Annotated in this window: 13 protein-coding genes; all 13 read left to right on the top strand. The window is 70.4% G+C overall.

Annotated features, from left to right (window positions below):
- The first annotated feature begins 44 nt into the window (after nt 1-44).
- The 13 genes from EJK15_RS11820 to secD all read left to right on the top strand — a co-directional run bounded on the left by EJK15_RS11820 (nt 45) and on the right by secD (nt 14,313).
- Complete coding sequence (locus tag EJK15_RS11820; protein WP_240776911.1) at nt 45-1,055, top strand: DUF3048 domain-containing protein; 1,011 nt, start codon at nt 45-47, stop codon at nt 1,053-1,055.
- Between the two features lie 115 nt (nt 1,056-1,170).
- Nucleotides 1,171-2,085: a pyridoxal 5'-phosphate synthase lyase subunit PdxS gene (gene pdxS, locus EJK15_RS11815; RefSeq protein WP_138710467.1), complete on the top strand. Its 915-nt coding sequence runs from the start codon at nt 1,171-1,173 to the stop codon at nt 2,083-2,085.
- A gap of 227 nt (nt 2,086-2,312) precedes the next feature.
- Nucleotides 2,313-3,998 carry an alkaline phosphatase D family protein gene (locus EJK15_RS11810; protein WP_138710424.1) on the top strand — a complete coding sequence of 562 codons (1,686 nt, stop codon included), beginning with the start codon at nt 2,313-2,315 and terminating at the stop codon, nt 3,996-3,998.
- Nucleotides 3,999-4,089: 91 nt separating this feature from the next.
- Nucleotides 4,090-4,953 (top strand): endonuclease/exonuclease/phosphatase family protein, encoded by an 864-nt coding sequence (locus tag EJK15_RS11805; protein WP_138710423.1) that lies wholly within the window; start codon nt 4,090-4,092, stop codon nt 4,951-4,953.
- A gap of 27 nt (nt 4,954-4,980) precedes the next feature.
- Nucleotides 4,981-5,595, top strand: coding sequence for a pyridoxal 5'-phosphate synthase glutaminase subunit PdxT (gene pdxT, locus EJK15_RS11800; protein WP_276615380.1), 615 nt, complete (start codon nt 4,981-4,983; stop codon nt 5,593-5,595).
- 3 nt (nt 5,596-5,598) lie between these two features.
- Entirely contained in the window at nt 5,599-6,354 is a 756-nt protein-coding gene (locus tag EJK15_RS11795; RefSeq protein WP_138710421.1) for a YebC/PmpR family DNA-binding transcriptional regulator, read from the top strand.
- 155 nt (nt 6,355-6,509) lie between these two features.
- The gene (locus tag EJK15_RS11790) at nt 6,510-8,162 is read left to right on the top strand and encodes a carbohydrate ABC transporter permease (RefSeq protein ID WP_138710420.1); all 1,653 of its coding nucleotides are present in this window, start codon (nt 6,510-6,512) and stop codon (nt 8,160-8,162) included.
- Between the two features lie 11 nt (nt 8,163-8,173).
- A complete protein-coding gene (locus EJK15_RS11785) occupies nt 8,174-9,331 on the top strand; it encodes a GNAT family N-acetyltransferase (RefSeq protein WP_240776910.1) in 1,158 nt (385 codons plus the stop codon).
- Nucleotides 9,332-9,453: 122 nt separating this feature from the next.
- Nucleotides 9,454-9,984 (top strand): crossover junction endodeoxyribonuclease RuvC, encoded by a 531-nt coding sequence (ruvC, locus tag EJK15_RS11780; protein WP_138710419.1) that lies wholly within the window; start codon nt 9,454-9,456, stop codon nt 9,982-9,984.
- Nucleotides 9,985-10,057: 73 nt separating this feature from the next.
- Complete coding sequence (gene ruvA, locus EJK15_RS11775) at nt 10,058-10,678, top strand: Holliday junction branch migration protein RuvA (protein WP_138710418.1); 621 nt, start codon at nt 10,058-10,060, stop codon at nt 10,676-10,678.
- A gap of 216 nt (nt 10,679-10,894) precedes the next feature.
- Nucleotides 10,895-11,926, top strand: a complete 1,032-nt coding sequence (gene ruvB, locus EJK15_RS11770) for a Holliday junction branch migration DNA helicase RuvB (protein WP_138710417.1) — start codon at nt 10,895-10,897, stop codon at nt 11,924-11,926.
- Between the two features lie 217 nt (nt 11,927-12,143).
- On the top strand, nt 12,144-12,503 hold the full coding sequence (gene yajC, locus EJK15_RS11765; protein ID WP_240776909.1) for a preprotein translocase subunit YajC: 360 nt from the start codon (nt 12,144-12,146) through the stop codon (nt 12,501-12,503).
- A 43-nt stretch (nt 12,504-12,546) separates the two neighbouring features.
- Nucleotides 12,547-14,313: a protein translocase subunit SecD gene (gene secD / locus EJK15_RS11760; protein WP_338089862.1), complete on the top strand. Its 1,767-nt coding sequence runs from the start codon at nt 12,547-12,549 to the stop codon at nt 14,311-14,313.
- The last annotated feature ends 1 nt before the right edge of the window (nt 14,314 follow it).

The following is a 14,314-nucleotide window of genomic DNA, read 5'->3' as shown; positions in this document are numbered from 1 at the left end:
GTAAGCTTCATCCCGTTTTCGGGCTGAAGCGAGGAGAGTTACACGTGCGGCTACCCCGGATCATCACGGTCACGCTGGCCGGAGCGGCCGTCCTGCTGCCTGTCGCGGCCTGTTCCTCGGACGAACCCGCACCGGGTAAGGCGCCGCAGGCAGCCACGGTCGCGCCCAGCGAGGAGCCCGCCGAGGCCCCGGAGCACCCGTTCACCGGCGAGCCGTACGACAAGCTCAAGCCGGTGCTCGCCGTGAAGATCGAGAACACCGCGGCAGGGAAGCCACAACTCGGGCTGAAGAGCGCGGACATCGTCTACATCGAGCAGGTCGAGGCCGGACTGACCCGGCTCATGGTCATATTCTCCTCCAAGCTGCCCGCCAAGGTGGGCCCGGTGCGCAGCGCCCGCGTCTCCGACCTGCACATCGCGCCGCAGTTCGGCAAGCCGGCCTTCTCCTACTCGGGCGCGCAGACCAAGATGCTGCCGCTGATCGCGGAGGCGTCGCTGTTCGACGTGGGCGACACCCGCAACCCCGGCGCGTACTTCCGGCAGCCGGGCCGCTTCGCCCCGTACAACCTGTTCGCCGGCACCAAGCAGCTGCTGGCCAAGGCCCCCAAGGCGAGCAAGGCCAAGGACATCGGCTTCACCTTCGGCGACGCCCCGGAGGGCGGCGTGGAACGGAAGGCGTACACCGTCAAGTGGCCCGCCGCGCGCTTCACCTTCGCCTGGTCGGGGCAGCGCAACAAGTGGATGATCTGGCAGGACGGCAAGAAGAACCTGGCCGCCGAGGGCGGCCAGCTCGGCGCGCCGACGATCGTCATCCAGTACACCAAGACCGAGCGCTCGCAGTTCCACGACAAGAACGACAGCTACACGCCGCTCGTGCACACCACGGGCAAGGGCACCGCGATCGTGCTGCGCGACGGTAAAGCTTTCAAGGCGAACTGGGAGCGGGAATCGGAGAAGGACGGCACGACGTTCACCACGGAGAGCGGCGAGCCGATGAACTTCGCGCCCGGCCAGGTCTGGGTGGCCCTCGCCAGCCGCAAGCCCGTCATCCCCTAGGTCCTACGTGTACAAGCTGGGGGGCAAATCCTGACATCTTGGCATGTCGGGGGAGCGGTCCTTCAGGACCTACGATGGGCTTGATAACTTACCGACCGCCGTGAGAGCCGTGAGGATGACCGTGTCCAGCAGTACGCCAGAAAACTCCCCCGTCACCGGAACCGCCCGCGTCAAGCGCGGCATGGCCGAGATGCTCAAGGGCGGCGTCATCATGGACGTCGTCACCGCTGAGCAGGCCAAGATCGCCGAGGATGCCGGAGCGGTCGCCGTCATGGCCCTTGAGCGCGTGCCCGCCGACATCCGCGCGCAGGGTGGCGTGTCCAGGATGAGCGACCCCGACATGATCGACGGCATCATCAACGCCGTGTCGATCCCCGTCATGGCCAAGGCCCGCATCGGCCACTTCGTCGAGGCCAGGGTGCTGCAGTCGCTCGGCGTGGACTACGTCGACGAGTCGGAGGTGCTCACCCCCGCCGACTACGCCAACCACATCGACAAGTGGCAGTTCACCGTGCCGTTCGTGTGCGGCGCCACCAACCTGGGCGAGGCCCTGCGCCGCATCACCGAGGGCGCGGCCATGATCCGCTCGAAGGGCGAGGCGGGCACCGGCGACGTCTCCAACGCCGTCACCCACATGCGCACGATCCGCGCCGAGCTCAAGCGGCTCGCCTCGCTGCCCGAGGACGAGCTCTACGTCGCCGCCAAGGAGCTGCAGGCGCCGTACGAGCTGGTCGCCGAGGTCGCCAAGACCGGCAAGCTGCCGGTCGTGCTGTTCACCGCCGGCGGCATCGCCACCCCGGCCGACGCCGCGATGATGATGCAGCTCGGCGCCGAGGGCGTGTTCGTGGGCTCGGGCATCTTCAAGTCGGGCGACCCGGCCAGGCGCGCCGCGGCCATCGTCAAGGCCACCACGTTCCACGACGACCCCGACGTCATCGCCAAGGTCTCGCGCGGCCTGGGCGAGGCCATGGTCGGCATCAACGTCGACGACATCCCGCAGCCGCACCGCCTGGCCGAGCGCGGCTGGTAAGCGGCGTGTCGTCGCAGGTCACGGGGCCTGATCGGGTGACATGATCATCTGAGGCGGACGGGACGCGCCCGGTGAGGGCGTCATGATGTGACGACGGAAATTTCCGAAAGAGGCGGCATCCGCGAAAGATGTCGCCTTTTTTGTGTTGTGTGGTGTTCACCACGCAGTCATGATCCTGAGTCAAGCTACGTCCCGTCCCGCACGCTTGATCTTCCCAGGAGTCACCCGTGTCCAAGCTGAACCGCCGGCATTTCCTCGTCACAGGATTAGCGGCAGGCGCGGCCGCGGCCATCCCGGCCACCGCCGCGCGCGCCGACGAACCGGACCCCGCCGCCGAGACTGCCCAGAGCCTGGCCTCGCGCGGGCTGCGTACCGACCCGTTCACGCTCGGCGTCGCCTCCGGCGACCCCGACCACGAGGGCTTCGTGCTGTGGACCAGGCTCGCCCAGGAGCCTCTCGCCGAGGATGGGCTCGGCGGCATGCCGCAGCGGCCGTTCCCGGTGCTGTGGCAGGTGTACGCCGACGAGCGCGGCCGCCGCGTCGTCCGCTCCGGCGTGAGCGTGGCCGCGCCCGAGTGGGGCCACAGCGTCCACGTCGAGGTCCAGAACCTCGGCTCCGACCGCGAATACTGGTACCGCTTCCGCGTCGGCCCGTACGTCTCCCCGATCGGCCGCGCCCGCACCGCCCCGCACCCCCTCTCGTACGGCGGCGCGCTGGCCATGGCGTTCGTCTCCTGCGCCCAGTTCGAGCACGGCTACTTCACGTCCTACCGCCGGCTGGCCGATGAGCACCCCGACCTGATCCTGCACCTGGGCGACTACCAGTACGAGTACACCAAGAACACCTACAACATCCCCGGCGGCAACATCCGCCACCACGAGGGTCCCGAGACCGAGACCCTGGCCAACTACCGCCAGCGCCACGCCCAGTACAAGGCCGACCCCGACCTGCAGGCCGCGCACGCCGCAGCGCCGTGGCTGGTCGTGTGGGACGACCATGAGCTGGACAACAACTGGGCCGACGAGGTGCCGGAGAAGCCCGAGGTCCCCCAGCCGAACTTCCTGTCCAGGCGCGAGGCCGCCTTCCGCGCCTACTACGAGAACATGCCGCTGCGCCGCAGCTCCATCCCGCGCGGCGTCGACATGCAGCTCTACCGCCGCATCCGGTGGGGCCGGATGGCCACCTTCCACATGCTCGACACCCGCCAGTACCGTGACGACCAGGGCTGCGGCGACGGCTACAAGGACTGCCCGGCCTCGATCGACCCGGCCCGCTCGATCACCGGCGGCGAGCAGGAGGCCTGGCTGCTGGACGGGTTCCGCCACTCGCGGGCGCAGTGGGACATCCTCGGCCAGCAGGTGTTCTTCGCCCAGCGCGACAACAACGCCGGGCCCGCCAAGGTCACCAGCCAGGACGCCTGGGACGGCTACGTCGCCTCCCGCCGCCGCATCACCCAGGGCTGGCTGGACGCCAAGGTGCGCAACCCCGTGGTGCTGACCGGCGACGTGCACGCCCACTGGGCCAGCGACCTCAAGCTCGACTACGACGACCCGACCGGGCCGTCCGTGGGCTCGGAGCTGGTGGCCACCTCGATCTCCACCGGCGGGAACGGGACCGACTCCGACCCGGCGACGCATCCGTTCCTGAAGATCAACCCGCATCTGAAGTTCTACAACAACCAGCGCGGGTACGTGCTGACGAAGATCGAGCGCGAGCAGCTGTCGGCCGACTTCAAGGTGGTGCCCCGGGTCTCCGAGCCGGGGGCCGAGGTCTACACCCGGGCCACGTTCGTCGTCGAGGACCGGGTGCCCGGGGTGCAGCAGACGTACCTGAGGCCGCTCGACCCGGCGCTGCGCAGCCCGCAGCAGATGACGGTGGAGGAGACGGTCCGCCTGGAGACCGAGCGCCCCTGACCCGTGAACCCCGGGACCCGGTCACCCGCCCGGTCCCGGGGTTCCGCCTGTACAAGGCCGCGTACGACGCCGTGTGGTTGGATTTCCGACCATGGTGGGACACGTGTTACTCGCGGCCGGAGTATTCGCCGCCGGAGCGCCCGCGGCTCCGGCGGCTGCCGGCCTGTCGGTGATGACCTGGAACGTCTGCACGGGCACCAACTCCGCCTGCCGCCTCTACCGCGCCGGCGCCGTCGAACTGGCCGGGAACATCGGCACGTACGCGCTCAACCAGCCCGTCAAACCCGACGTGATCTTTCTGCAGGAGTTCTGCACGGGCGCGGCCGGCACGCTCGAACTCTGGCTGGAGCAGCGCACCGGCCGGAAATGGACGATCGGCTCGTGGGACCTGGTCTCCCACGACGGCACCCCGTACGCATGCCACCCCGACCGCCTCGGCCGCCCGCGCGGCGCGCAGAGCATCGCCGTCGCGGTGGCCGGCGACGCGGCGACGTTCGAGACCCATCCGCTGCCCGCGCCGCCCTGGTTCGTCAAGCGCGCCGCCCTCTGCGCGACCATCCCCGCCAGGAAGGTCCACGCCTGCGGCACCCACCTGTCCTCCGGCGCGCAGTACGACGACCGCCAGCCCGGCGCCCCCTACCGGACCAGGCAGATCAAGCGGCTGCTCGAGATCGCGGTCAAGCCCGGGCACCGGACGATCGTCGGCGGCGACCTCAACGTCGCGCCCCCGGACAGCGGGTACGGCAGCGCCGCGGGCCGCCGCGCCATCGCGCCGGTCTACCGGGCGTACCAGGAGTGCGACCAGCGCGGCGCGCGGCGTACCGGACGCCGGACCCGCGAGAGCAGGAAGATCGACTACCTGTTCGCCCCCAAGGGCACGGTGCGGCGCTGCCACGTCGAGCACAGCGTGACCCTGTCCGACCACCAGCCCGTCTACGTCAAGACGGCTCTATAGGAAGATGCCACGCCATCCTGGTGTTGAATGGACGGAACCCGCACCCAGACGGAAGGATCGACTGTGCCCACGATCGGTGTACTCGCTCTCCAGGGAGACGTGCGCGAGCATGTGCGCATGCTTCAGGAGGCAGGCGCGTCGGCCGTCGCCGTACGCAGGCCCGCCGAGCTGGACGCGGTCGACGGACTGGTCATCCCCGGCGGGGAGTCGACCACCATGTGGAAGCTCGCCGAGACCTTCGACATGCTCCAGCCGCTGCGGATGCGGGTCAAGGAGGGCATGCCCGCCTACGGCTCCTGCGCCGGCATGATCATGCTGGCCGACAGGATCGAGGACGGCGCCGCCGGGCAGCAGACGATCGGCGGCATCGACATGGTGGTCAGGCGCAACGCGTTCGGCCGCCAGGTGGACTCGTTCGAGGAGGATCTGGACTTCGCCGGCGAGCGGGTGCACGCGGTGTTCATCCGCGCTCCCTGGGTCGAATCCCTCGGCGACGACGTCGAAGTTCTGGGCCGGTGCGAGCCTGGGGATAGGATCGTCGCGGTCCGTCAAGGTCCGTTGCTCGCGACCTCGTTCCACCCCGAACTGACCGGGGACACTCGCGTGCACCGTTACTTCGTAGACATGGTTAGGGAGCTCTAAGTAATGTCCGGCCACTCCAAATGGGCGACGACGAAGCACAAGAAGGCCGCGCTCGACGCCAAGCGGGGCAAGCTGTTCGCCAAGCTCATCAAGAACATCGAAGTGGCGGCCCGGACCGGTGGCCCTGACCCGGACGCCAACCCCACCCTCTTCGACGCCATCTTCAAGGCGAAGAAGAACTCCGTGCCCAACGACAACATCGAGCGGGCGCGCAAGCGGGGCGGCGGCCTGGAGGCCGGCGGCGCCGACTGGCAGACCATCATGTACGAGGGCTACGCGCCCGGCGGCGTCGCGGTCCTCATCGAGTGCCTCACCGACAACCGCAACCGCGCCGCCTCCGAAGTGCGCGTCGCGCTGACCCGCAACGGCGGCTCCCTGGCCGACCCCGGGTCCGTCTCCTACATGTTCAACCGCAAGGGCGTCGTGATCGTGCCCAAGGACGGGCTCGACGAGGACACCGTGCTGATGGCCGTGCTGGAGGCGGGTGCCGAGGAGGTCAACGACCTGGGCGACTCCTTCGAGGTCGTCTCCGAGGCGGGGGACCTGGTGCCGGTGCGCAAGGCGCTGCAGGAGGCCGGGATCGACTACGACTCGGCCGAGTCGGGCTTCCTGCCGACGATGAGCGTGCCGCTCGACGAGGAGGGCGCCAAGAAGGTGTTCCGCCTCATCGACGCGCTGGAGGACAGCGACGACGTGCAGAACGTCTTCGCCAACTTCGACGTCAGCGACGCCGTCCTGGAGCGCCTGGGCGCCGAGTAGGCGTTCGCTCAACGGGCTGGTTCCCGCTGCTCAAGGTTCGGTTCTCCGCAAGGGCCCGGTTCGCGCCGGGCCCTGCTCATGCATGCCTGACGACCCTCGTTCCGTTGGTTTCTTCGCGTGCGTGGAGGGCTCGGAGCGGCGTAGGGTCGGGCGACGTGACTTCCCCCAACCAACCAAAGCCCACCTACCGGGCGATCGGCTGGCTGCTGGCCGTGCCGGCGCTCCTCGGCACCCTCATCACGCTGGTGCTGCCGACGGCGCAGACGATCTGGTTCAGCCTCCAGAGCGGCGGTGTCTTCAAGGAGAGCACCTTCGTGGGGACGGCGAACTACCTCAAGCTGCTGGGCGACGAGCTGTTCTGGCAGGCGCTGGGATTCACGTTCTCGCTGACGGTCATACCGCTGCTCGTGGCCGTGGTGGTGGGGCCGCTGCTGGCGCTGGCCCTCGACCGGGCGGGCACCTGGCCGCGCCGGGCCGGGCGGATCGTGCTGTCCCTGGCGATCGTCACGTTCTCCCCGGTGGGCGTGGCGGCGGCCTGGTTGTACTGGCTGACGCCGGACGCCTCCGGCGTGAGCGCGCTGGCCGAGGGGCTGCGCGCTCCTGACACGGCGCCGGGTGTGCTGCGGCTGATCGTCGCCGCCGCCACGTTCGGCGTGGTGTGCGCGCTGGCGGTCACCGCGTTCCTGCCGGCTTTGCGCGGCGGCACCGTCAGGCCCGCCATGTTCGTCGTCGGCGCGCTCGTGGCGCTCGCCACGGTCGCCGTGGGCCTGCAGACCTTCTCGATCGGCCTGGTGCTCACCAGGGGAGGGCCTGAGCGCTCCACGGAGACGCTCGCGGGCCTCCAGTTCGACTACGCCTTCAGATTGGCCAAATTCGGCTCTGGGGCGTCCGTTGCGGCCCTCACAGGGGTGATCCTCGGCGTGCTCGGCGTCGCCGCGACCCTCATCGCCGTCCTCTCCCGGATGCGCATCACGCTCACCCGGGCCTCCGCACCCTCCGGCTCTGTGCCGCCGGGTGCGGTGCCGCCTTCCGGCTCCGCGTCTGCTGGCTCCAGCCGTCAGCCGACGGCCGCCGGGGTGGTCGTCGGGGTGTCGGCGCTGGTCATCTTCGTGGCCGCCGGCGCGCTGCTGGCCTGGCCGTGGATCTTCGGCGTGCTCACCTCGCCCGGCACCGCGGCGGCGGGCCTGCAGACGCAGGTCAACACGTGGGTGCCCGCCGTCGCGGGAGCGTTCGTGTCGGTCGGGGTCGCCTACCTGGCCGCGCTCGGCATCGGCGGCCTGCGGCCGCTCGGGCGCGGGAGCGAGTGGCTGCTGCTGCTGTTCGCGCCCTGGCTGTTCGTCAGCACCGGCCCCCTCGGGGTCGCGAACTGGCAGAACATGCGCAACCTCGGCCTGATCAATACCTTCGTCGCCCTCTTCCCGCCCCTGCTGGTGAGCGTGCCCGCGCTCTTCGTGCTCACCCTGCTGTGCAAGGGACTGGCCGAGCGCAACGGCCGGGATTTCTTCAGCGGCGTCGTCATGCCCTCGCTGCCCATGGCCGGCATCCTGACCGGCGCCGTCGCGCTGGTGAACGCCCAGGACCTGCTCTGGCCCCTGCTGATCGCCCAGGAGCCCGCCATGTTCACCGCCCCGCTCGCCCAGATGAACCAGCTCGGCGGCTACGCCACCGGCGCGCCCGACGTCGGCGCGGCCACGCCGCTGCTCGTGGTCGCCGTCGCGCTGGTCGCCGTCGTGGCCGCTCAAGTGCTCTACCTCGACAGGCTCGCGGTCACCACAAATGGCTCGCGGTCCCGTACGCCCGCTGCATAGGTTTGGCCGTTGTGGAAATTCGCGATCTGACTGCCGGCGACCTCGACGACGTCCTCGACCTCCGCAAGCGCTCGTTCGGGCTGCTGTCCGCATCCGACACGGAGCGGTGGTGCCAAGCGGCGGGCTCCATCCTCGGTGAGGGCCGCTACCTGGGCGCGTTCGACGGTTCCAGGCTCACCGCCGCCGCCCGGCTGCGGCGGTTCACGCAGTGGTGGCACGGCAGGCCGCAGCCCATGGCCGGGATCGCGGGGGTCACCGTCAACCCCGAGGACCGAGGCCGCGGCGTCGGCACGCAGATCATGAGGGCCGTCATCGACCGGGCCGCCGCGCTCGGCGACGCGGTGTCCGCGCTCTATCCGGCCACCACGCCCATCTACCGCGCCCTCGGCTACGAGCACGCCGGAGCCCAGAACAACGTGCGGCTCCCCGCCGGCGCGCTGCGCAGGATCCGGCCGTCCGGGCAGGTCAAGCTGCGCAGGATGGGCCCCGGCGACGCCGCCGAGCTCGTCTCCGTGCTCCACCGCGTACACGGCGCCGCCCGCGCGAGCGGGCCCGTCTCCTTCGACGCGCGCACCTGGAGCCTGTGGCTGGACGACGAAGACGACTTCCGCTACCTCGCCGACGACGGCTTCGTGATCTACCGGTGGCAGGGTGAGGACATCCAGATCGGCACCCTCGTCGCCGGATCCGCCGAGACCGCCAGGGCGCTGTGGTCCCTGGTCGGCACCTCCTCCTCGATCGCCCAGCACGTGACCGCCCCCGTGGCGCCCGACGACCCGGTGCTGTGGCTGCTGCCTGAGCGGTCGAAGGAGCAGGTCAAGCAGGTCCGGTGGATGTTCAGGGTGCTGGACGTGGCCTCCGCGATCGAGCGCAGGGGCTACCCGGCTCCCGTGGCCTGCGACGCCGTCGTCACCGTGGACGACCCGGTGCGGGGCGGCGGCACCTGGCGGCTTGAGTTCTCCGGCGGCTCGGGCGCGGCCACGCCGATCGGGGAGTCCGGGGCCGGCGCGCCCGGCGCGGTGCTCAGCGTGAACGGCCTGTCCGCCCTGTACGCCGGGATCCCGACGGCCACGCTGCGGGTCACCGGGCTCATGTCCGGCGACGAGCGCTACGACGAGGCCCTCGACATGGCCTTCGCCGCGAAGCCGTACATGCTCGACTACTTCTGACAGGCTTTACGCCAAGCCAGGCCCGACCGCCTGCGCGTTTCACGGTGCGCGGCCACGTCGGCCGGGGTAGAGTCTCGTGCCGAACAGGTGTTCGGCGGCGGTGTCGGAGAGGGGCAGGCCAGGTGCGGGTGATGGGCGTCGATCCGGGGCTGACCCGGTGCGGCCTGGGTGCCGTCGAGGGGCGTCCGGGCGCGCCGCTGACGCTGGTGGCCGTCGGAGTGGTGCGCACCGGCGCGGACGAGGAGCTCGGCGCGCGGCTCGTCGGCATCGAGGCCGGGATCGAGCAGTGGCTCGACGACGTCCGGCCTGACGCGGTCGCGGTCGAGCGGGTCTTCAGCCAGCACAACGTACGCACCGTCATGGGCACCGCGCAGGCCGCCGGCATCGCCGTGCTGTGCGCGGCCAGGCGCGGGCTACCTGTGGCGCTGCACACGCCGTCCGAGGTCAAGGCCGCCATCACCGGCAGCGGCACCGCCGACAAGAAGCAGATCGGCGCCATGGTCACGCGCCTGCTGCGGCTGACCGAGATGCCCAAGCCCGCCGACGCCGCCGACGCGCTCGCTCTGGCCATCTGCCACGTGTGGCGCGGCGGCGCGCAGAGCCGCCTCGCCGAGGCGCTGGCCAAGGCCACACGAAAGGACGTCAAGCGATGATCGCGGGGTCGAGCTGTGATCGCGTCAGTGACCGGGGTCGAGCTGTGATCGCGTCAGTGGCCGAGGTGGAGCTGTGATCGCCTCGGTGGCCGGGAAGGTGGCGGCGATCGCCCCGGACGGGGCCGTGATCGAGGTCGGCGGCGTCGGCATGCTCATCCACTGCACCCCGGGCACGCTCGCCACGCTGCGCGTCGGCGAGGAGGCGCGCCTGGCCACGTCGCTGGTGGTGCGCGAGGAGTCGCTCACCCTCTACGGGTTCGCCGCCGACGACGAGCGCGCCGTGTTCGAGCTGCTGCAGACGGCCAGCGGCGTCGGGCCCAAGCTGGCCCTCGCCATGCTCGCCGTGCACACGCCCAATGCGCTGCGCGTCGCCATGGCCAGTGCGGACCTCAAGGCGCTCACGCAGGTGCCGGGCATCGGGCAGAAAGGCGCCCAGCGCATCGTGCTGGAGCTCAAAGACCGGCTCGGCACGCCCGAGGAGGCCGTCAACGCCGCGCTCAACGGGCAGCGGCGGATGGCGGCGTGGCGGGAGCAGGTCCACTCGGGGCTGGTCGGGCTGGGCTACTCCGGCAAGGACGCCGACGAGGCGATCGCCATCGTGGAGCCCGACGCCGACGCCGAGCTCGTCGCCGGCCGCCAGCCGCAGGTCGCCGCCCTGCTCAAGGCGGCTCTGCGCGCCTTGAGCGTCCGATGAGCACGGTCCCGGCCGGGCACCGTCCGGGTCGTGCCGCGCCCCGCTGCACCGCCTCCCACCGTCGCGGCGCGGTGATAACTTCGGACCCCGCGGTTCGGTCCTGCGGCGGCGCGGGAGAGCGCGGCGCTCTGTGGGCTCGGCGTGGGATGCTGCTGACGCCGGGCGGTTTGGGGCAGGGCGGTAATGGTGTGGTCCGGGTGAGGAGGCGTGGTCGGCGTGGGGGTTGAGCGAGAGCTCGTGTCGCCCGATGCCGCCGGCGACGAGCTGCAGATCGAGGCGGCGCTGCGGCCCAAGCGGCTCGGCGAGTTCATCGGCCAGGGCCGCGTGCGCGAGCAGCTGTCGCTCGTGCTCGAGAGCGCCCTGCGCCGGCAGCGGCCGCCGGACCACGTGCTGATGAGCGGCTCCCCGGGACTCGGCAAGACCACCCTGGCGATGATCATAGCGGCGGAGCTGAACGCGCCCCTCAGGATCACCTCCGGCCCCGCGCTGGAGCGGGCCGGCGACCTCGCGGCCATCCTGTCCACGCTGGCCGAGGGCGAGGTGCTGTTCATCGACGAGATCCACCGGATGGCCAGGCCCGCCGAGGAGATGCTCTACCTCGCCATGGAGGACTTCCGGGTCGACATCATCGTGGGCAAGGGCCCGGGCGCCACCGCGATCCCGCTCGACATCGCGGCGTTCACGCTGGTCGGGGCCACCACGCGGGCCGGGCTGCTGCCGGCGCCGCTGCGCGACAGGTTCGGCTTCACCGCGCACATGGACTTCTACGAGGTCGGCGAGCTGGAGCAGGTGCTCTACCGGTCGGCCAAGCTGCTCGGTGTCGACCTCCCCGCCGAGGGCGCCCACGAGATCGCCAGGCGTTCGCGGGGCACGCCCCGCATCGCCAACCGGCTGCTGCGCCGCGTGCGCGACTTCGCCGACGTGCGCACCGGCGGCGTGATCGACCGCGAGATCGCCTCCGCGGCGCTCAACCTGTACGAGGTCGACGCCGAAGGGCTCGACCGGCTCGACCGCGCGGTGCTCGGCGCGCTGCTGAGGAAGTTCGGCGGTGGTCCGGTCGGCCTTTCCACGCTGGCCGTGGCGGTGGGGGAGGAGCCGGAGACCGTCGAGGTGGTGGCCGAGCCGTTCCTCGTACGCCAGGGGCTGCTGGCCAGGACGCCCCGCGGGCGGGTCGCGACCGCGGCCGCGTGGACCCACCTCGGCATGACACCGCCCCCAGATGCGTTCGGAGCCTCGCTTTTCGACTGATTACGAATCGGTTGCAACCGTTTCAAATCGGGAACTTCCCCGCGCGCCGAAACGCTGCCTCGTTGCCGCGTTTCGCAACAAGCGCCTACACTCCGTGGCTTGGCTGGCTGTGTAGGCTGACGTGCTGAGCGGCGCGGCCCGACGCAACGCACGGAATTTCCGGCGCGAGGCCGGTGTCAACTCCTTGTACGACAATGGAAGGTCGCCCCTTATGGACATGGGACAACTCGGAAGCATCCTGCCGCTGATTCTTTTGGTGGTGGTGTTCTACTTCCTGCTGATCCGCCCCCAGCGCAAGCGCCAGCAAGAGGCGGTCCGGATGCAGAACTCCTTGGCGCCCGGCGCGCGTGTCATGACGACGACAGGTCTGTTCGCCACCGTGGTCGCGGTGGACAATGATGACGTCGTTCTCGAGGTCGCGCCCGGCATCGAGACCCGCTGGGTGAAGGCCGCGATCGGCCGCGTCGTCACGCCCGGCGACGCCTCCGCGACGGACGAGGCGGGGGAGGATGACAAGGAGTCCGAGACCACCGTGGACCAGAACGGAGACCAGGACTCCAACACCAAGCAGTCCTGACTAAGCTCTGCGACAAACCTCTATCCGAAAGAACTGACGACCAGTGGCCCGACCGACCAGCCGCCACAGCCGACCGGGGCGAACGCTCCTGGTGCTGCTGGCGCTCATCCTCGCCCTGGGCGGGACGATGCTCCTGCAGAGGGCGTTCACGCCCAAGCTGGGGCTCGACCTCGCCGGCGGCACGACGGTGACTCTGTCTCCCGTGACTCAGAACGGCAAGGCTCCGCCCGAGGAGATCCTTGACCGCGCGGTCAACATCATCCGGGACCGAGTCAACGGCACCGGCATTTCCGACGCGGAGGTCGCCAAGTCCGGCGACAACATCATCATCTCCATCCCGGGCGTCGGGCAGAGCGAGGCCATCAAGCTGGTCGCCACCACCGCGGAGCTGCGCTTCCGCCAGGTGCTCGCGATGGCGGCCACGCAGGTGCCGCAAAACCTGGCCACCAACGCGCCCACGCCGACCGCCTCGCCCTCCGCTTCCGCGACGGGCTCGGCCAAGCCGTCCCAGTCCGCGGGCACGCCCAGCGCGTCGCCGACGGGCAAGGCGCTGTCGTCGGCGCTGACCGCGCCGACCCCTAGCGCGTCGGCCTCGGCGCAGCCGTCGGCCACGCAGAGCGCCCAGGGCAAGAAGCAGGACGCCAAGGCCACGCCGGCCGCGTCGCCGACCGGGTCGGCCGGCCCGCCGCCCGCCGAGGACCCGAACGCCGGCATCAACACCGAGGGCATCGACCCGGCGGTGCTGGCCCAGTTCAACAAGCTCAACTGCGCCGACCCGGCCAACCGCGGCCAGGGCGTCCAGGACGACCCGGCCAAGCAGTACGCCGCCTGCGAGACCGACGGCAGCTACAAGTACGTCCTCGACGTCGCCAAGGTCGTCGGCACCGACATCGACACGGCCACCGCCGGCATCCAGCAGGGCACCACCGAATGGGTCGTCCAGCTCGACTTCAAGAGCAAGGGCGCGGGCGCCTGGGGCGACCTCACCACGCAGGCCTACAACTCGCAGGAGCCGCGCAACAAGGTCGCGGTCGTCCTCGACGGCGTGGTCATCACCGCCCCCAACATCATCAGCCCGATCACCGGCGGCCGCGCCGAGATCACCGGCGGTTTCGACCAGATCAGCTCCACCAACCTGGCCGACCAGCTGAAGTACGGCGCGCTGCCGCTGAAGTTCAACCGCAGCTCGATCGACACGGTGTCCTCGACCCTGGGCCAGGACCAGCTGGAGGGCGGCCTGATCGCGGGCATCATCGGCCTGGCGCTCGTGGTGCTCTACTGCCTGTTCTACTACCGGGGCCTGGGCATCGTGGCGGTGCTGAGCCTCGTCGTGGCCTCGGTCATCACGTACACGTCGGTGGTCGTGCTCGGCCACAACGCCGGCTTCCGGCTGTCGCTGCCGCACATCATCGGCCTGGTGGTCTCGATCGGCATCACCGCCGACTCCTTCATCGTCTACTTCGAACGCATACGTGACGAGATGAAGGAAGGACGGCGGTCGCTCCGCGCGGCCATCGAGGTGGCCTGGGTCCGCGCCCGCCGCACGATCCTGATCGCCGACGCCGTCATGTTCATCGCCGCGATCGTGCTCTACTTCCTGGCCGTGGGCGGTGTGGCCGGCTTCGCGTTCGCGATGGGCCTGACCACGCTGATCGACGTCGTGGTGGTGTTCCTGTTCACGAAGCCGTTCATCGCCATGCTGGCGAAGCTGAAGTTCTTCGCCAAGGGGCACCCGCTGTCCGGTCTCGACGCCGAGCGCATGAGCGAGACCGGCACGGCCGCCCGCACGACCACTCCGCAGGAGGCCTGAG

The sequence above is a fragment of the Nonomuraea basaltis genome (genome assembly GCF_005893125.1).
Taxonomy (GTDB): Bacteria; Actinomycetota; Actinomycetes; order Streptosporangiales; family Streptosporangiaceae; genus Nonomuraea; species Nonomuraea basaltis.
This window is presented reverse-complemented; position numbering and strand designations above follow the sequence as displayed.